This window comes from Bradyrhizobium huanghuaihaiense, assembly GCF_025200885.1.
In the GTDB taxonomy this organism is placed as follows: domain Bacteria; phylum Pseudomonadota; class Alphaproteobacteria; order Rhizobiales; family Xanthobacteraceae; genus Bradyrhizobium; species Bradyrhizobium huanghuaihaiense.
In genome coordinates this window covers 9,214,798-9,231,997 of sequence record NZ_CP104172.1, presented here as the reverse complement: position 1 = coordinate 9,231,997, position 17,200 = coordinate 9,214,798, and the positions used below count along the sequence as shown (strand labels likewise).

Annotated in this window: 17 protein-coding genes; 7 read left to right on the top strand and 10 right to left on the bottom strand. The window is 62.0% G+C overall.

What is annotated here, in order from left to right; all coding sequences use genetic code 11:
* Positions 1-59: 59 nt before the first annotated feature.
* Positions 60-689 (bottom strand): response regulator transcription factor, encoded by a 630-nt coding sequence (locus tag N2603_RS43055; protein ID WP_260386967.1) that lies wholly within the window; start codon positions 687-689, stop codon positions 60-62.
* Between the two features lie 271 nt (positions 690-960).
* On the opposite strand from N2603_RS43055, the gene N2603_RS43050 reads away from it, so the two are divergent.
* The gene (locus tag N2603_RS43050; RefSeq protein WP_260386966.1) at positions 961-1,416 is read left to right on the top strand and encodes a helix-turn-helix domain-containing protein; all 456 of its coding nucleotides are present in this window, start codon (positions 961-963) and stop codon (positions 1,414-1,416) included.
* On the opposite strand, the gene N2603_RS43045 is transcribed toward N2603_RS43050, so the two are convergent.
* A complete protein-coding gene (locus tag N2603_RS43045; RefSeq protein WP_260386965.1) occupies positions 1,413-2,816 on the bottom strand; it encodes a two-component system sensor histidine kinase NtrB in 1,404 nt (467 codons plus the stop codon). The two genes, N2603_RS43050 and N2603_RS43045, sit on opposite strands and share 4 nt — an antisense overlap.
* 589 nt (positions 2,817-3,405) lie before the next feature.
* On the opposite strand from N2603_RS43045, the gene N2603_RS43040 reads away from it, so the two are divergent.
* The 6 genes from N2603_RS43040 (at position 3,406) to N2603_RS43015 (ending at position 9,248) form a co-directional block, all read left to right on the top strand.
* The gene (locus N2603_RS43040; protein WP_260386964.1) at positions 3,406-5,361 is read left to right on the top strand and encodes an FUSC family protein; all 1,956 of its coding nucleotides are present in this window, start codon (positions 3,406-3,408) and stop codon (positions 5,359-5,361) included.
* Positions 5,362-5,432: 71 nt separating this feature from the next.
* Positions 5,433-6,311, top strand: coding sequence for an efflux RND transporter periplasmic adaptor subunit (locus N2603_RS43035; RefSeq protein WP_425248965.1), 879 nt, complete (start codon positions 5,433-5,435; stop codon positions 6,309-6,311).
* Positions 6,312-6,367: 56 nt separating this feature from the next.
* Entirely contained in the window at positions 6,368-6,520 is a 153-nt protein-coding gene (locus N2603_RS43030; RefSeq protein WP_260386963.1) for a DUF1656 domain-containing protein, read from the top strand.
* Positions 6,521-6,676: 156 nt separating this feature from the next.
* Positions 6,677-7,219 carry a helix-turn-helix domain-containing protein gene (locus N2603_RS43025; RefSeq protein ID WP_260386962.1) on the top strand — a complete coding sequence of 181 codons (543 nt, stop codon included), beginning with the start codon at positions 6,677-6,679 and terminating at the stop codon, positions 7,217-7,219.
* 226 nt (positions 7,220-7,445) lie between these two features.
* Complete coding sequence (locus N2603_RS43020) at positions 7,446-8,780, top strand: NAD(P)/FAD-dependent oxidoreductase (RefSeq protein ID WP_260386961.1); 1,335 nt, start codon at positions 7,446-7,448, stop codon at positions 8,778-8,780.
* 42 nt (positions 8,781-8,822) lie between these two features.
* Positions 8,823-9,248: a hypothetical protein gene (locus N2603_RS43015; RefSeq protein ID WP_260386960.1), complete on the top strand. Its 426-nt coding sequence runs from the start codon at positions 8,823-8,825 to the stop codon at positions 9,246-9,248.
* A gap of 78 nt (positions 9,249-9,326) precedes the next feature.
* Here N2603_RS43015 and N2603_RS43010 read toward each other — a convergent pair whose 3' ends face one another.
* From N2603_RS43010 to N2603_RS42975, 8 genes are all read right to left on the bottom strand, one after another.
* The gene (locus N2603_RS43010) at positions 9,327-10,061 is read right to left on the bottom strand and encodes an enoyl-CoA hydratase (RefSeq protein ID WP_260386959.1); all 735 of its coding nucleotides are present in this window, start codon (positions 10,059-10,061) and stop codon (positions 9,327-9,329) included.
* A 94-nt stretch (positions 10,062-10,155) separates the two neighbouring features.
* Positions 10,156-10,713 carry an NADPH-dependent FMN reductase gene (locus N2603_RS43005; protein WP_260386958.1) on the bottom strand — a complete coding sequence of 186 codons (558 nt, stop codon included), beginning with the start codon at positions 10,711-10,713 and terminating at the stop codon, positions 10,156-10,158.
* Between the two features lie 34 nt (positions 10,714-10,747).
* Positions 10,748-11,974 carry a CaiB/BaiF CoA transferase family protein gene (locus N2603_RS43000; protein ID WP_027545709.1) on the bottom strand — a complete coding sequence of 409 codons (1,227 nt, stop codon included), beginning with the start codon at positions 11,972-11,974 and terminating at the stop codon, positions 10,748-10,750.
* A 10-nt stretch (positions 11,975-11,984) separates the two neighbouring features.
* Entirely contained in the window at positions 11,985-12,920 is a 936-nt protein-coding gene (locus N2603_RS42995; RefSeq protein ID WP_260386957.1) for an alpha/beta fold hydrolase, read from the bottom strand.
* Positions 12,921-12,952: 32 nt separating this feature from the next.
* A complete protein-coding gene (locus N2603_RS42990) occupies positions 12,953-13,747 on the bottom strand; it encodes an enoyl-CoA hydratase-related protein (protein ID WP_260386956.1) in 795 nt (264 codons plus the stop codon).
* Between the two features lie 62 nt (positions 13,748-13,809).
* A complete protein-coding gene (locus N2603_RS42985; protein WP_260386955.1) occupies positions 13,810-15,030 on the bottom strand; it encodes an acyl-CoA dehydrogenase family protein in 1,221 nt (406 codons plus the stop codon).
* A 198-nt stretch (positions 15,031-15,228) separates the two neighbouring features.
* A complete protein-coding gene (locus N2603_RS42980; protein ID WP_260386954.1) occupies positions 15,229-16,206 on the bottom strand; it encodes a 3-hydroxyacyl-CoA dehydrogenase NAD-binding domain-containing protein in 978 nt (325 codons plus the stop codon).
* A 1-nt stretch (position 16,207) separates the two neighbouring features.
* Entirely contained in the window at positions 16,208-17,038 is an 831-nt protein-coding gene (locus N2603_RS42975) for a 3-hydroxyacyl-CoA dehydrogenase (RefSeq protein WP_260386953.1), read from the bottom strand.
* Between the last annotated feature and the right edge of the window lie 162 nt (positions 17,039-17,200).

The window sequence follows — 17,200 nt, the reverse complement described above, 5'->3', positions numbered from 1 at the left end:
TCGCTGGTCTCCTTGCGAGGTGGCCGCCGGGCGTAGCACATATACATAGGTGAGCGTTCTCAACGTGTCCTGTTCTTCAACGTATCCGCCATGCGGACCAGATCCGCCAGCGAGCGGGCTCCCATCTTGCGCATCGCCGCGCCGCGATGGATTTTGACCGTCACTTCGCTCAAACCAAGTTCGCCAGCGATCTGCTTGTTCATCCTGCCCGCTGTCACAAGGGCCATCACTTCGCGCTCCCGCGGAGATAGCGTTGTATAGCGATCGGCAATGGCGATCGTCTGGCCCACGGCGGCCCGCCGGGTCAGGTCCCGATTGATCGCTGCCGTCACCGCGTCGATCATGTCCTGATCGCGAAACGGTTTAGGCAAGAAATCGACCGCGCCTGCTTTCATGGCTCGAACCGACATCGGAATGTCGCCGTGTCCGGTCATGAGGATCACGGGCAAGTTTATGCCAAGTCCGGCCAGCCCTTCCTGGAAGTCCAGCCCGTTGGTTCCGGGCAGCCGGATGTCCAGAACGATGCACCCCGGAGAGTCCAGGCCGTCCGACTTCAGGAAATCCTGGGTTGAACCGTAGGTTCGCGCCTCCAGTCCCACAGAGCGGAGCAGGCTTTCGAGCCCGCTGCGCATCTCCGCATCGTCATCGACGATGTGCACGACGGGAAGCTCCTCTGGCGCGTTGGGCATACGTGGATCCGGGCAAGTGAGAGTACGTTTCCTTAGCACGGCCAGGCCATCAAGATCATCACACCAAGGTATGATCGAGTGGAGGCCTGCTGTCCTCCGGCCACCCGCGGCGCGGGCTCAGACCTTGGTGTGATGCGCTCAGACGCATGCACGATTGGCGTTGTTTGGGACTGCAGCCATCCTTGACATCGACCAAGGCGACGGACTTCGCATCGGTAAGTCAGCGCCAGGTAAGCGGCACAAGATACAGGAGCGGCTGATGTTGAGAGCGATGGACGACCTGGACAGCGAAGGTTTCGGGCATTCTATTCTGCCGGTCATCCTCCAGGCGGAATCTGAATTGTCGGTGCCGCAACTGCTGCCGTCCGGCACGATGGTGTCGACGGGATTTGCTCGTGGCGGACTGCCTCCCAGGGTGCTGCGGCGGATTCGCGAGCATATCGAGGGCCACATCGACCAGCGGATTACCGTGGAGTTTCTGGCCGGACTGGCAAAACTGTCGGTCTGTTACTTCGTGCGGGCCTTCAAGCAGTCCATGGGCATCACGCCTCACGACTACCTGATCCGCCAGCGCGTGGAGAGGACCAAGCGGCTGCTCGCCGGCACCGACATGCCGCTGTCCCAAGTCGCACTTGCCGCGGGCTTTGCGGACCAGAGCCACTTTGCCCGGCGCTTTCGTCAGCACGTCGGAATGTCGCCGCGCGATTATCGGTGGTCGAGTCCCTAGCCGGCAGCCGCCGACGCATCGTCCTGCTGCAGGACAGGGAGACGGATCTCGAACAGGGCTCCCGATTGCTTGCCGGATGTCGCGGAGATAGATCCTCCGTGGCTCTCCACGATCGACCGGCTGATCGAGAGTCCCATCCCCATCCCGTCGGCTTTCGTCGTATGGAAGGCGCTAAAGAGATGGTCGGCCATCTTTGGATCGATTCCGGTTCCGGTGTCCTCGATCTCCAGGACGGCCATTCGGGAATTCGACTGCCCATATGACGTCCTGGACGTGATGGACAGACGCCTTGTCCTGCCTTCGATCTGCGACATCGCGTGTATGGCGTTGACGACGACATTGATGACGACTTGCGCAAGCTGCACACGATCGCCAAGCACGAACGGGGCGGGCGCCTGAAGATCAAGCCTGAGCGCCACATCATTGTTATGCATCTCGCGCTCTACGAGCGGGATAACGTCGGTAACGATGTCGTTCAAGGTGAGGGCCGTATGGGACGGATTGCTCTTGCTCGCCAGGGCGCGAAGGCGGGCAATGACCTCACTCGCACGTCGCCCGTTGCCGATCATCCGCTCGACCGCTCGGCGAACTTCTTCAAGATTTGGTTCGTCGCGCAAGAGCCACCGCAAGCCGGCTTCGCCGTTGGTTACGATGGCCGCGAGCGGCTGGTTGACCTCGTGCGCAATCGACGCGGTCAATTCGCCGAGTGTGCTGACACGGGTGACGTGCTCCAATTGACTACGTGCATTATACAGCGCGTCTTCCGCGCGCTTCTGCTCCGTGATGTCGCTGTTGGTCTCCATGGTGGCGACCGGGCGTCCCAGTTCGTCCCGTTGTACTGCCCAACGGCTGGCAACCCATATTTCACTGCCATCGCGTCGGGTGTGAATGAGTTCACCTTGCCAGCGGCCGGGATCATTTGGCTGCTCGAGTTGACCGGTCGACGGTGGATGCTTTGTCTTCAGCAAAGTGTCGACGTTCTGCCCGAGCGCCTCTTTTGAGGGCCAGCCGTAGAGCTCCTCGGCGCCGGCGTTCCAATAGGTAATGATATCGTTTCGATCCCGCACGAAGATGGCATCATGGGTCAAATCGAGAAGGGCTGCCTGGGCGATCAGGTTTTCCGCGGCTTCCCGGTTTCTCAGCGCGGCTACTGTTGATACGCCGATCGCGCAGAGGCCGATCAACGCGCGCAGCGCTGGTCCGCTTCCCAAGGACTCCCCGTGAACGATCGCATAGCTCAGAACAGTCAGCAGGATGCAGACGGCGGAGACAAGCATGATGCCGCGCCGACCGAGGAAATCCGCTGAAGCAATGACTACGACGGCGTACAGCACCGCGATCGCGATCTCGAGCGGCGCGAAGGTGTCGAATGCGAAAACGACCGCCACGCCAAAAAGCATGAGGGCGACTGGGAGGCCGGTTGGCCTGTTTATGATTCGAGATAGTCGGTCCGGCATCGGTCGATCGGTAGCGTTCTGAGAGTCTGCCTACGGGCGGAGCATCCAGTGTACTGGGGGACGGCCGGCGGCCGTTTGTCCTTGCACGCTTCTAATTGCACGTTCGTGCTGCAACTCGTCGCGTTTGGGCGAGCCACGACATCAAACAGCAAGAATCTTCAAATTATCGCATGGCTTTTCAAGTTATGGAACTCCTCTGCCCAAGCATTCGGCGCAATAGCTCCGGCGTTGCGAGCTTGGAATCGGCCAGCGTGACCGCCGCAGGGGAAGGCCGCCGACCCGAAAATTCACGAACACTCTTCTCCTAACCGCAAGAACAGACAAGCCGACGCAAGGCGAAGAAATCAATTGCGGTGCGCTTCGATCAAGTTGCCGAAGCGACCACCGCCGTTGCGTCGGAGCGTGCGGTCCCCCTCGCTCCGTTGAGAGGCCTCCTTGGGTCCCCCTCCCAAGGAGGCCCTCTGTCGGGACGCGAAGGAGGAGCGATGCGTTCCGAATAATCGTGCGGCGCTTCGTTTAGGAAAGATCGCAGATGGTGATACCGCTTCACATATGGGGACATGCGCTGCGCATCTTGCTAGCGGCGGTAACCGCGCTCTATGTAGCGTTCTGGCTGCAACTCGGCGGCGCATCGTCGGCCGCGGTCACCGTCGCCATCCTGGCGCAGCCCACGCGCGGTGCGGCATTGTCAAAAGCCGTCAACCGGATTGCCGCGACATTCATCGGCGCCGCGATGTCAATCGTGATTGCCGGCCTCTTCCCGGGCGAGCGCGTCGGCCTGCTTGCCGCTTTCATCCTCTGGATATGCATTTGCGTTTTCGTCGGAAGCTACTTCCGCGGCTTTCGCGCCTATGCCGCCGTGTTGTCCGGCTACACCGTTGCGATCATTACGGTCGTCAATATCGACACCCCGCAAAGGGTGTTTACCACCATGACCGATCGTGTGGCCGCGATCACGATCGGCATCCTTTGCGTGACGCTCATCAACGATCTCTTCGGTTCGCCGCCCGTGTGGCACGGGCTGGATCGCCGGATAACCCAGGCCTGGCAGGATGCGCGTGGCTGGGCGCGCGACGTGTTGGCCGGAGCCGAGGACAATCCGGAAAGGGCGGCGCTGTTGCTGGCGCAGATTACCGGCTTGAGGGATGAGGTGGATATCGTCGCTCACGATATGGCGGATGGAAGACACCGGGCTGCTGGTGCGCGCAGCGCGTTGCTGGCACTGGTCGAGATTGTGCAGCAGGTTCGATTGCTGAGCTTGCACGGGCGCGGCGATCTCTTGGCCATAACCATACGGAACCAGTGCCTGGCCGCGCTCGATACCGGTCGATCGCAGGCACTGACGTTTCTTGCCATGCTGCGCGATTCCGAACTGTCGCGCCCCGACGTCAGCATCGCCGCGGTCGGGCAGATACAGCAGGCCGTTCGCTGCGTGGAGGCAATGGATCAGCTCGATGACGGACGGTCGTCCCTGCGTGAAGGCCGCGTGCCGGCTCGCGACGTGCGGTTGCCCCATCGCAAGGAATTCTTCTTTGCCCTGCGAAACGCGATGCGTATCGGAGCGGCAGTGTCGGTCGGAGCGCTGTTGCTCGTACTTGCCGGCTGGCCGGATACGATTGTGGTTTTGACGATCACTGCAATCCTGTGTGCCTTGAGCACGACGATGCCAGATCCATCGAAATTCACGGTGGCTACGATGGTCGCCTTCGTGCTCGCGGCCGTCAGCGCCGATATCGTCCGTTTCTATGCGCTTACGGGGTCACAGGACTTCATCAGGCTTGCGATTTCGATCGCACCGGTGATGATTTTTGGCTGCCTTCTGAGCGTCAATCCGAAGATCGCCGGCATCGGGGCGATCATGAACATCATTTTTCTGGTCCTGTTGGCACCGTCCAACCCGCAATCGTTCAACCCGCTCAGCTTCTTCTCCCAATGCATGTTCGTGGCGCTTGCCCTCGCCATCGTGTTTCTGGCCTCCCGCCTTGTGTGGCCGGTATCGGAGCTCGACAGGCAATGGGCCGTCGTCAAGGCGACGAAGCGAACGCTGGCGGCGTCTTCGGCGGGCAGCGGAGCGTACAGCCTGCCGGCGCTGAGCATCGCGCAATCCACGCGAATTTCCGAATACGTCGCTGCAACGACCGGCAAACGCGGGTCGCATCGGGAACTGCTGAGAGCGCTTCTCTCGACCAACGACCTGGCACTCGCGTCGGTTGCGGCCCGCGTTCATCTGGAGCAGTCGGACGATCCGGCGATCCGCGCCAAGCTTGCTCCGCTGCAACGCGCTCTCCGGTCCGGGAATAGCCGGAGAGTCTACGCTGGCGCGCGATCGATTCTTCGACGTGTGCGGGAAGGTGGGGCCGAACTGCAGGAGGCGCTGCTGTCCGCGACAACCGACTTATGGTCTGCCGGCCTGGTACTGGAGCGGGAGGGGCGCAGGATCCGGCATTTCTCCAGCCGCGGCTTCATGGGCAAAGGAGAGGGGCAATGAGCTTGGCGTCAGCGGGAAGAAAGCGCGTCGTGATCAGCGTTTTCCGATATCTCACGACCGGGGTGCTCGTCGTGGCGGCGCTCGTCGCCGCGCGCTATGGCTGGCACCTCTACGTGACCTCGCCATGGACGCGCGACGGCATGGTCCGCGTGCAGGTCGCGAACGTGGCGCCGCAGATTTCCGGCCAGATCGTCGAGGTGCTGACGCATGACAACCAGCATGTCCACAGGGGAGACATCCTCTACGTCATCGAGAAGTTCGATTTCGAAGTTGCGCTGGAAAACGCGAAAGCAACCATTCTGACCCGCGAGGCCGACCTCGAGGTCAAGCGAGGGCAGAACGCCCGACGGGCGGCCCTCAGCACATTGTCGACCTCGATCGAGACCAAGCAAATCTTCGACGGCAACGAAAAGATGGCGGAGGCCGCCCTTGCCAGCGCCAAGGCCGCGCTCTCCCAGGCTGAGATCAATCTTCAGAGGACGGAGGTTCGCTCGCCCGTCGACGGCTATGTCACGAACCTCCTGATGCGGGTCGGCGACTATGCGCGGGCCGGCACGCCCAACGTTTCAGTGATCGATGAAAATTCCTACTGGATTGACGCCTATTTCGAGGAGACCAAGCTTGTCAATGTCCACGTCGGGGACGAGGTCGAGGCGGGTCTGCTCGGATATGACGCGTCGGTCGCGGGCACGATCGAAAGCATCACGGGCGGCATCAGTGCGGCGAACGCAGCAAACAGCACGCAGGGATTGCCGAACGTCGATCCAATATTCACCTGGGTTCGTCTGGCAAAGCGTATACCGGTACGGATCAGGATAAGCCACGTTCCCCAGGGTATGCCACTCATCGCGGGAATGACCTGCAACGTTTCCGTTGTCGGAGCCAAACCGGCAGCGGCACCGAAACCCGATCAGGGAATCTTCGATCGACTCATTAGCCGACTTGGGTGAAGCCGATGCATGCGCCAAGGGACATTGATCTTGGAGGTGTTTTGGTTGATCCCTTCGTGAGATACCTGTTCTTCGCCCTGGTCATCCTGATCGTCGTCCGGTTTGTCATCGGGCGCCTCGGATTGCGCTCGATGTTCGCCAATCCGCCCCTTGCGGAGGCGGGTCTCTACGTGTGCATCCTCGTGAGCCTGATGGCATATTGGCTGTGAACGCCAGTCGCGGCGTGCCCGGATCATCCATTTGATATTGTTGAGGTTATCTCTTGTTGCGCCGCAATTAATGATTCAGAACGCTACTTAACAAGCTAAACCGGATGGTTTGCACCATGCTTCTCTCGGGCTGGGACGCACGTCGAGGGATTGACCATGGAAGAGTCTCAAAGCACCGCGCAGCAATTTTGGCCGACTGGTCCCGAGTTCAGCTACCTGGCCGGAAGCCTCGCCGAGCTCCTCGACGTGGCCAGGCGGGAATTTGAGCACGATCGCGAGGTTGCGAAGGCGTCGCTGGCCGCCGCTTCGACCATTTTGCAGTCTGAGATCGAGCGTCACTCGGGTGCAAAACGGTCCAGGGCCGCCGGACTGGTCGGCTGGCAGATCACGCGGGTACGAATCTTCATCGATAAAAATCTGCATCGGACCATTCATACGCGAGACCTCAGTGCTGTCGCGAGGCGAAGCCCCGCACACTTCTCGCGGTCTTTTAAGCTGACCTTTGGGGAACCGCCACATGCCTATGTGGTCAAGAGACGATTGGAGAAGGCCTGCCATCTGATGATGACCAGCCCGGATTCGCTGAGTGAAATCGCGCTGCGCGTTGGATTTTCGGATCAGGCGCATCTATGCAGACTGTTCAGGCAGGCCTTTGGGCAAAGTCCAGCCAGTTGGCGACGCGAATTTGAGGTGCAGTAGAGAGGTCGACATCGGTCCGCCTCCATGGGTGTGCGCGTGGCCGATCCCGAGCGGGATTATCTTCGCGATGACGGTGGGCTTGATCTTACCGCGACTGCTGTTCGAGCACTCTTTGCCGGCGCCTGAATGAAGCGACAAGAATGTTCTAAGGAACGCAGCACCGTTCAATAGCCGTTGTGAACGATCCGATAAGAACGAATGGCTGGGACAACGATCGGGTGCATCATTGAGCACAGTTCTGACCAAATCCTTCCCGCCGGAAAAACCGGCAGAAGCCAAGGCCGCTCTCCGCAAGAGGCGTGTCGTCATCGCCGGCGGGGGATTTGCCGGCATCGCGGCAGCGCGCGCGCTGAAGCATTCCGACATCGAGATCCTGCTGGTCGACCGGCGCAATCACCATATCTTCCAGCCGCTGCTGTACCAGGTCGCAACCGCGGTGCTGGCGCCTGCCGAGATTGCCGCGCCGTTCCGCCAGCTCGAGGCGAAGCAAAAAAATCTCAGCGTGTTGTTGGCCGAGGTCACTGGCATCAATGCGGCGGCTCGCACGATCGAGGCGACAATTCCAGGCGCCGGCAGCCGCAAGATCGAGTACGACTTTCTCGTTGTGGCCGCCGGCATGCGCCCGAGCTATTTCGGACATGATGAGTTTGCCCGGTTCGCACCGGGGCTGAAGAACCTCAACGATGCCGAGACCATCCGAACCAAGATCCTGGGCGCCTTCGAACTGGCCGAATCGACCAGCGACGAGGAGGAACGCGCACGCCAGATGACGTTCGTGCTCGTGGGTGCCGGCCCGACCGGCGTCGAGCTGGCCGCCTCGATCGCCCAGCTGGTTTCGGTGACGCTGCGCAGGAATTTTCGCAACATCGATCCCGCCAAGAGCCGGATCCTGTTGCTGGATGGTGGGACGCGGGTCCTTCCGACCTTTGCCGAATCGCTTTCCAGAAAGGTCGCCAAGCGGCTGAAGAAGCTCGGCGTCGAAGTCATGAACGGGGTGAAGGTCGAGAAAGTCGACGAACAGGGCGTGATTGCTGCCGGCGAACGGATTGCGAGCGCTACGGTGCTCTGGACCGCCGGCGTTGCCGCTTCACCGGTTGTGAAGATGCTCGGCACCACCATGGACAGGGCTGGACGCGCCCTGGTCGGTCCCTTCCTGGAGCTCCCTGAGTCACCTGACGTCTTTGTGGTGGGCGATGCCGCCGCGATGACCCAGGACGGTCATCCCGTGCCCGGCGTGGCGCAAGCTGCGATCCAGCAGGGACGCTTTGTAGGGCGGTTGATTGCCCGCCGGGTCAGGGGACGCAAGGAAGGCCGTCCCTTCCGCTATCGGAGCAAGGGCAACATGGCGGTGGTCGGCAAGAACTTCGCCATCCTTGAGGCCGGCTGGCTTCGCACCGGCGGCTTCCTGACCTGGCTGGTCTGGGCCGCGTTGCACGTGCTGTCGCTGCCGCAGCTGCAGAACCGGTTCCGGGTTCAGACGCAATGGTTTTGGTCGTATGTCACCGGACAGCGCAGCTCGCGCCTGATCTCGGAGGCGCCTCGGCCGCCGGCGTCCCGCTAGCTATCGGCGAGGGGGGCCGTGGAAGCTTCGATCACCTCCGCCTTGGCCGCGCTGGCTGGCACCACGATCGGCGGCTTGACGAGCGTGATCGCCAACTGGCTGAACCAGAAGAATCAGGTTCGCGCCCAGTGGCTGCACTACGAGAGGAACCGGCGGCAGGTCCTTTACCGGGATTTCATCGAGGAAGCCTCGAAATGCTACATCGACGCCCTCCAGCACGATGAAGCCGACATTTCCGGTCTTGTCGGCCTCTATGCGAAGCTGAGCCGGATGCGCGTCTCGTCCTCGCAGCCGGTCGTGCATTGTGCAGAGGGGATCGCTCGAAAGATTCTCAACACCTATCTGGAGCCGGACAAGAGCTTCGTTGAGCTGCGCGACATGGCGATCAACGGTTCGATCGACCTACTGCGCGAATTCAGCAATGCCTGTCGCAAGGAATTCGACGAGTTGCGCGCCAGAGAGTTTTGAATCCCGGCCATTCCAGACCAAACAAAATGCGGGCCCGCCGGGGGAGGCGATCCCGCAATCAAACCAGCACTTGCATGGTCAAGCGATGATGACAGATTTGGTCTTCGTGAAGTCCGGCGCACGCTTCTCCATGAACGCCGTCAGCGCTTCCTTGGCGTCGGCCGAGCGGACCTGCGCGCTGAACTCCTCGTTCTCGGCCTTCATTGCCGCCAGGATCTGCTGACGGAACGGCTGCCTGATCTGGCGCTTGCTGGCTTGCAGGGCGCCGGCGGGCTTGGCGGCCAGCTTATGTGCCGTCGCCGTCGCCACGGACAGGAGATCCTGATCCGGGACGACCTGGGTGGCGAGACCCAACTCCAGGGCACGCCTGGCATCGTAGCGCGCCCCCAGCATCACCAGCTCGGCGGCGCGCAGATGTCCGACCCTGGCCGGAACGATCGAGCTCGAGCCGAACTCCGGCACTAGGGCGAGATTGATGAAAGGCATCTGGAATTTCGTGCTTTCGCCGGCATAGATGAAGTCACAATGGAGCAGCATGGTGGTGCCGCCGCCGATGGCGGCGCCGTGGACCGCCGCGACGATCGGTTTGTCAAAGTCGATCAGCGCGTGCATGAGCTGCGATTGCGGAGACTCTCCCGGGCCTGGCGGCTTCTTCAGGAAGTCCTCGATGTCGTTGCCCGCGCAGAAGGCGTCTCCGGCGCCATGCCAGAGCACGACCCGGGTGACCTCGTCCCTGGCTGCCTCCTTCAGAATGTCAGCGAGGGCCACGTACATGCCCGAGGTCATCGCGTTCAGCTTTTTCGGACGGTTCAATTGGATGCGTAGGACGCTTGCGTCGCGCTCATGGAGGATGTCACTTATGTGGCCTCCTGTTCAGAGCTGATAGTTGGCGGATGACGATGCGAACTCAGGGGCGGGTGCGCTCGACCCAGCTTGCAAATGCTTCCATGAACTGCCCCAGGAATTTCCGGGTGCCGTCATTGACGAACTCGCCGCGTTCGTCGAACAGCTTGTCCGCATGGCCGATATAGGCTTCGGGCTGTTGCAGGATCGGCACGTTCAGGAACACGAGCGACTGCCTCAGATGGTGATTGGCGCCGAAGGCCCCGATCGCGCTCGGAGAACAACTGACAATCGCGCCGGGCTTGCGGTCCCATACGCTGCTGCCATACGGCCTGGAACCAACATCCAGGGCATTCTTGAGCGCGGCCGGCACCGAGCGGTTATACTCGGGGGTGACGAACAGAACCGCGTCCGCCGACTTGATGCGCTGGCGAAACGAGGTCCATTGCGCAGGCGGATTTGGGTCGAGATCCTGATTGTAGAGCGGCAGTTGCCCGATCTCGACAATGTCGAGTTTCATCGAAGGCGGTGAAAGCGACATCAGCACCTTCGCCATCATTCCGTTGATCGAATTGCCCCGCAGGCTTCCGACCAACACGGATACGCTCGCCGATCTTGCCATAGTCGTTCTCCAGGATAGCGTGATGAAGCTGTGGCTACGCCACCTGTTGCTTAGGCTTCGGGATGGCGCCGCCCGCACGCAGGGCGTCGATTTCCGCCGCGGCAAATCCAAGCTGGCGCAACACCTGCTCGTTGTGCTCTCCGATGTCGGGAGCGCGCTTCGCCGGCACCTTGGTGACACCATGGACCTGGATCGGGCTGCTGATCGTCGACGTCAGCTTGCCGCCGGCGCCTTCGAGCGGGACGATGATGTCATTGGCACGAAGCTGTGGGTCGTTCACGACCTCCTGCGGACCGCGCACCGCGCCGAATGTGACGTGCACGCCGTTGAAGACCTCGTACCAGTGCGCCATCGGCTTCGAGCAGAAGATTTCGTCCAGAATGGCCGTGAGTTCCGGCATATTCGCCATCAGCTTCTTGGGATCGGCGAACCGCGGGTCGGTCAGCAGATCTGTGCGACCGAGGGCCTTCATGACGGCGGCCAGCTTGTCGGGCGTGACGATCAGCACGAACCAGGTACCATCCTGGGCGCGGTACACGTTCATCGCGGCATTGGCCGGATGAGTGCGGTCGTGCAGCCCGAAGAATTTGGCATCGCACAGTGCGGCCTGGATCGACACGCTCGCGGACCATACGCCTTCAGCGAGCAGCGAAGTCGTGACGTGGGCTCCCTCGCCGGTACGCTCGCGACGATAGAGTGCGGTGACGATCGCGGAATAGAGCCCGACGGCGGTGGCGTTGTCGCCGCTGCCCGCCACCGGCCAGGTCGGCGGCGCGCCGGCGTCGCGCGTGAGCGACAGAAGGCCGCTGCGCGCCCAGTAGGACGTGATGTCGAAGCCGGGAAGATCGGCATCCGGCCCCTTGTCGCCGAACCCTGAGATATCGGCATAGATGAGGCGAGGATTCCACTGCACCACATCCTGATATTCGAGCTTCAGTCGCGCACGCGCCGGATGAGGCGTGTTCACGACGAGCACGTCGGCCCATTTGACCAGCTTTTCCAGCACCTGATGCGCCGCTGGGGATTTCAGGTCGAGCGCGATGCCGCGCTTGTTGCGATTGGCCAGATGCCAGGGATAGGCGTCCTCCGCGACCGGCTGCGGCGGAAGATGATTGGCATGCCGCCAGAGCTCGCCGCTCGGCGGCTCCACCTTGATGACGTCGGCGCCGAAGTCGGACAGGATCACGGCGGCGCTCGGACCTGCAATGAAGCTTGCGAGATCCACCACCTTTAGTCCGGAAAAGATGTTGTCGGTCGGCATTGTTGTCTCCTCAGTATTGAAGTTCGGGTACGAGTGAAACGCGACGATGATCGTCGTTGAGCTTTTCCAGCGTCTTGGATATCCAGCCGAGCAGGCGTTTGTGGACCTCGTACCGGTTGATCTCGTTCAGCATCTCGTGTCGACCGCCTGGATAGGCGTCGATAGCGATGTCGCGCAGCCCGGCATCGGCATAGCGGCTTATCAACGTGTGGATTCCGCGCAGGTGCTGTCCAATGGGGTCTTCGTCGCCGCAGATCAGATAAATCGGCAAATCGCGGCGCACTCTGCGGAGCGCGGCCGGATCGTGCAATTGCGGTGCAGCGCCGAGCAAGGATGCAAGAGAGGCGGCGCTGAGGTCTGCAAAGCAGAGGGGATCCGCCAGGAACGCATCGACGGTTGCCCGGTCGCGGCTCAGCCAGTCAAAGGGCGTGCGCGCTGGTTCGAATGCCGCGTTGAGCAGGTTGTTGCCTGCGGGCGGCAGCAGCGCGCTGCGTGCCAGCCGGTCGAGCGCCCCCGATCCCGAGAGGATCAGGCCGTCAATCTCGTCGCTGTGATCGATGACGTATCTCTGCGCCGCGAACGATCCCATGTTGTGCCCCAGAAGCAGCAGCGGGAGGTCGGGATTTTCTTCTCGGGCGAGCTCGGCCAGGCGGGCCATGTCCTGCACGAGCAGCTCGAAGCCGCCTGTGCCAAACTCTCCTAATCGCGCGTCGGCCGAGCGGCCGTGGCCGCGATGATCGTTGGCGTAGACAATGAGACCAGATGCAACAAGGATATCGATGGTGTCGGCATAGCGCCCAATATGCTCGCCCATTCCGTGGGCGATCTGTACCACGGCGCGGGCCTGGACACGGCTCTCCCAGCGCGTGCAGGCGATGCACAGTCCGTCCGAGCTGGTCAGCCGGAATCGCTCCATTGGAGTCGGGTTAGGAAGAGACGTTGCCATGTTAATGCTCGATCTCGCCTGCGGTTGAGAGTTCAGCGACCGTGAAACTGCGGCGCACGTTTCTCGAGGAAGGCGGAGGTGCCTTCCTTCTTGTCTTCCGTTGCCGCGCAGATACCGAAATAAGACGCTTCGAGCGCAAAGCCTTCGGCCTGGCTGGTCTCCATTCCCTTGTTGGCCGCCTCCAGCGAGAACTTCACGGCGATCGGCGCGTTGGCAGATATCTGCTTCAGGATCGCCTCGGCGCGCGCGATCAGATTGGCCGCCGGCACAACTTCGTTGACGAGGCCGATGCGATGGGCTTCCTGGGCCGAGATGGTCTCGCCGGTGAGGATCAACTGCAGCGCGCGGCCCTTGCCGACCAGGCGCGGCAGGCGCTGCGTGCCGCCGCCGCCGGGCAACAGGCCGAGCTTCACCTCGGGCTGCCCGAACTTGGCGTGATCCGCGGCAATCCGGATAGTGCATGCCATCGCCGTCTCACAGCCGCCGCCGAGCGCAAAGCCGTTGATCGCCGCGATCACCGGCTTGCCCAGCGTTTCGATCAGATCGAGCACGCCTTGGCCGAAGCGACTTGATTCCTCAGCGTCAAAGGCGTCGACATGCGCAAGCTCGCTGATGTCAGCGCCGGCAATGAAGGCTTTGTCGCCGGCGCCGGTGAGGATGACTCCATGCACGGAGGCATCGGCCTTGGCATCCTCGAAGACGGTCTTCAGATCCGTCCAGGTCGGCGTATTCAACGCGTTGAGCACCTTCGGACGGTTGAGGGTGACATAGGCGATGCCGTTCTTCCTCTCGTAGAGCACGTTTGCAAGCGCCGAGACGTCGGCCATTGTTCTCTCCTGTATTGCGATGAGTAGGAGGCGGGCGGAGGTCCGCCCGCCTGGCGTTGCGATCAGACAAACGCGCTGATGCCAGTGATCGCCTTGCCGACGATCAGGTTCTGCATCTGATAGGTGCCCTCGTAGGAATAGAGCGCCTCGGCGTCAGCAAAGAAGCGGCCGATGTTGTAGTCGGCGATGATGCCGTTGCCGCCGAACACCTCGCGGCCCCAGGCGACGGTCTCGCGCGATTTTGCCGTGCAGAACGCCTTTGCCAGCGCAGCCTGGTGATCGCCAAGCTTGCCTTCGTCATCGAGCTGCGCCAGGCGCAGCATCAGGCATTGGCACGCCGTGACATTGCCGAGCATCTTGGCGAGCAGGTCCTGGATCAGCTGGAACGAGGCGATTGGCTTGCCGAACTGCAGGCGCTCCTGCGCGTATTTCAGCGTCGTCTCGAACGCGCCCATCTGGATGCCGGTCGAAGCCCAGCCCACCATGTATCGCGTCATGCGCAGAACGCGGGCAGTATCGCGGAACGAGTTGCCGCCCTGCAGCCGATTGGCTTCGGGAACGTGAACGTCCTTCAGCGTGATCTGTCCGTTCTGCACCACCTTCAGCGCGATCTTGTGCTCCATCTTCTCGACGCTGAAGCCGGGGGTCGATTTGTTTTCGACGATGAACCCTTTCACCTGGTTGTCGGCGACGTCGCGCGCCCAGATGATCGAGACGTCGCACCAGGGCGAGTTGCCGATCCAGCGCTTCTGGCCGTTGAGAACCCAGGTGTCGCCCTCGCGCTTCGCGGTCGTGGTGAGGCCGCCACCCGTGCCGGAGCCGACCAGCGGCTCGGTCAGGCCGAAGCATCCGATCTTCTCCCAGCGCGCCATCGCCGGAAGCCACTTCTGCTTCTGCTCCTCCGAGCCGTCGAGATAGATCGAGCCCATGGCAAGGCCGCTATGCACGCCGAAGAAGGTGCCGATGGACGCGTCGACGCGCGCCAGCTCCATCGCGACATAGCCGAACAGCTTCTGGCTGCCCCCGGCGCAGCCATAGCCCTCGAAGCCGAGCCCGCCGATTCCGAGTTCCTTGAACGAAGGCAGCAACTCGAACGGAAACGCATCGTCGGACCAGTACTTGTTGACGATGGGCTTGACCTTCGATTCCATGAAGGCACGCACCTTCTTCACCAGCGCCAGCTCCTCGGCGGTCAGGAGCTCGACGAGCTGATAGAAGTCACCGTTCGGTACCGGAAGCGCCTTCGGCGCGTCCGTCTTTCGGGCTGCAGTCGCTGTGGTCATGTCGGTTCTCCCTGAATGAAGCGGATGATGATCTCCGCGAACAATCTGCTGCGGAAGCGGTCGGCATTCTTGAAGCAGCTTGCGGTCCCGGGGACATTCTTGCGCAGTTGTCTGCTCACGCTTCCGCGTTTTGCCGGCGCGCAAAAAAGCCCCGAAGGGCGCTGGCCGTTCGGGGCTCTGATCTGCAACGGTCGGGTCTTAGAGAGCGCGCTCTTTCAGTCGCGGGGCGCTCGCCTGCTCGACTCTTTTGCGGAGCTCGATAAGGCCCAGCAGAACCTCGTCCCGCTCCGCTTCCAGCTCGCTGATCGAGCGCGAGCCGACCTCGGCGTGGACGCCGTCGATCAGCTTTTTCTGCACCTCCGGCCTCAGTTGCGGCGAGCCCAGCACTTTCCACCATGCCGTCATGGGGCCGGTGAACTGCTGGAAGAAATGCTCGATGCCACCCTGGCCGCCGCCGAGATGATTGAGCATCAATTGGCCCATGATGCCCCAGCGCAGGCCCGGTCCCCAGCTCAACGCGGTGTCGACATCGGCGGCGCTGACCACGCCGTCGGCGACGAGATGGTAGACCTCGCGGGCGAGCGCGGCCTGCAAGCGGTTCGCGACATGCCCGGGGACCTCCTTGTTGAGACGCACGGTCTTCTTGCCGAGGTCCGTGTAGAAGGCGGCGGCGCGCTGGATCGTGCTTTCCGACGTCTTCGCGCCGCCGACGATCTCGACCAGCGGAACCAGATGCGGCGGATTGAAGGGATGGCCGATCACGCAGCGTTCGGGGTGTTTCTCGCAAGCCGCCTGGATTTCGCTCATGGTCAGGCCCGAGGAGCTCGAGGCAATGATGACGTCGGCGGGCAGCAGATCGTCGAGCTGCCGATAGAGCGTCCGCTTGAAGTCGATCTTCTCCGGCCCGTTCTCCTGGACCAGGTCGGCGTCCTTCACGGCGGACGCAAGCGCGGCAGTGAAGGTCAGCTTGTTCTGGGACGCGCCGGACGCGAGGCCTAACCGTTGCAGCGCCGGCCAGGCCGCTGCAACAAAGCGCTTCAAAGCCGCTTCCGCGTCCGGCGCAACGTCGGTTGCCACAACCTCAAGTCCGTTCGCGAGGAAAAGCGCGGTCCAGCTTGCGCCGATAACTCCGGTGCCGATGATGGCGACGCGGCGGATGGGTTTGGTCTTCGACATATCACTTCTCCTTTGGGATTTCGGCATAGGCGATGCCGGTGAGGTTGCCCTGGGCGTACAGGAAGTTGCGCTCGCCGGATCCGTCGAGGCGCGCGGAGTAGACCGAGCCGGCGAAGTCGGTGACAAACATGCGGTCGCCGGGCACGTCGAGGGCGATACCGATGCCTTCCATCAGATGCGTCACGACGATCTCGGGCTCAGCCGGCTTGTCGTCGATGGACGCGCGGTTCACGGTGTTTCCGCGCGGCGGATCGCCACGGTCGGTCCAGTACATGACGCGGTTCTCGTGATCGAGCTCGAGGTCGATCGGCTCCGGAAGCCGGTCGAAGAAAACCTCGATGTCGGAGCGGTTGGCCGGCGTCTGCCCGGCGGGGATTTCGAGATTGGCGCGGAAGATGACGCCACGGCCCGCATTGTCGGGGCCCTTTTGCGACCAATAGATCTTCCGGTGCTTGGGATCGATCGAGAGCCCGACGCACCATTTGGTCGGATCGCGCGCGTCGGCATCGCCGCGCCCCGCTTCGATCAGCGTCTCGAGCTGCGATCCATCGAGGTTGCTACGCATGACGCGCATGCCCTCGCGGTCGCACCAATAGAGCTTGCCGGACTGCTTTTCGAGGATGATCTGCTTTGGGGTGTGGGTCTCGCCGACCGGGACGATGACCTTGCGGTTCTTGCCATCGAGATCGGCGCGCTCAACTGACCCGTCGTTGAGGTTGGGAATCCCCATATTGGTCCAATAGATGTGACCATGCTCGACGTCGACGACGATGCCGTCGGGCAGATGACATCCCGTCACGATCGTCTTGCGGTCGGAACCGTCGGTGTTCATCGCGTGAATGTTCCCGGCGTTCAGCTCGAGAACGAAGAGGCGAGGGGTCGTTGCTTGCGCGTTGGCGCTTTTGACGACGCTCAAGGCCGTTTTTGGCATGGTTCACCTTTGTGCTTTCCTCATCCGAAGCGAGGTCGATCTCGCTCCGGTCTTGACTGTGAC

Coding starts and splice junctions, on each gene's coding strand:
- N2603_RS43055 (WP_260386967.1), bottom strand. CDS start 689: ATGCCCAACGCGCCAGAGGAGCTTCCCGTCGTGCACATCGTCGATGAC.
- N2603_RS43050 (WP_260386966.1), top strand. CDS start 961: ATGGACGACCTGGACAGCGAAGGTTTCGGGCATTCTATTCTGCCGGTC.
- N2603_RS43045 (WP_260386965.1), bottom strand. CDS start 2,816: ATGCTTTTTGGCGTGGCGGTCGTTTTCGCATTCGACACCTTCGCGCCG.
- N2603_RS43040 (WP_260386964.1), top strand. CDS start 3,406: ATGGTGATACCGCTTCACATATGGGGACATGCGCTGCGCATCTTGCTA.
- N2603_RS43025 (WP_260386962.1), top strand. CDS start 6,677: ATGGAAGAGTCTCAAAGCACCGCGCAGCAATTTTGGCCGACTGGTCCC.
- N2603_RS43005 (WP_260386958.1), bottom strand. CDS start 10,713: ATGGCAAGATCGGCGAGCGTATCCGTGTTGGTCGGAAGCCTGCGGGGC.
- N2603_RS43000 (WP_027545709.1), bottom strand. CDS start 11,974: ATGCCGACCGACAACATCTTTTCCGGACTAAAGGTGGTGGATCTCGCA.
- N2603_RS42995 (WP_260386957.1), bottom strand. CDS start 12,920: ATGGCAACGTCTCTTCCTAACCCGACTCCAATGGAGCGATTCCGGCTG.
- N2603_RS42990 (WP_260386956.1), bottom strand. CDS start 13,747: ATGGCCGACGTCTCGGCGCTTGCAAACGTGCTCTACGAGAGGAAGAAC.
- N2603_RS42985 (WP_260386955.1), bottom strand. CDS start 15,030: ATGACCACAGCGACTGCAGCCCGAAAGACGGACGCGCCGAAGGCGCTT.
- N2603_RS42980 (WP_260386954.1), bottom strand. CDS start 16,206: ATGTCGAAGACCAAACCCATCCGCCGCGTCGCCATCATCGGCACCGGA.
- N2603_RS42975 (WP_260386953.1), bottom strand. CDS start 17,038: ATGAACACCGACGGTTCCGACCGCAAGACGATCGTGACGGGATGTCAT.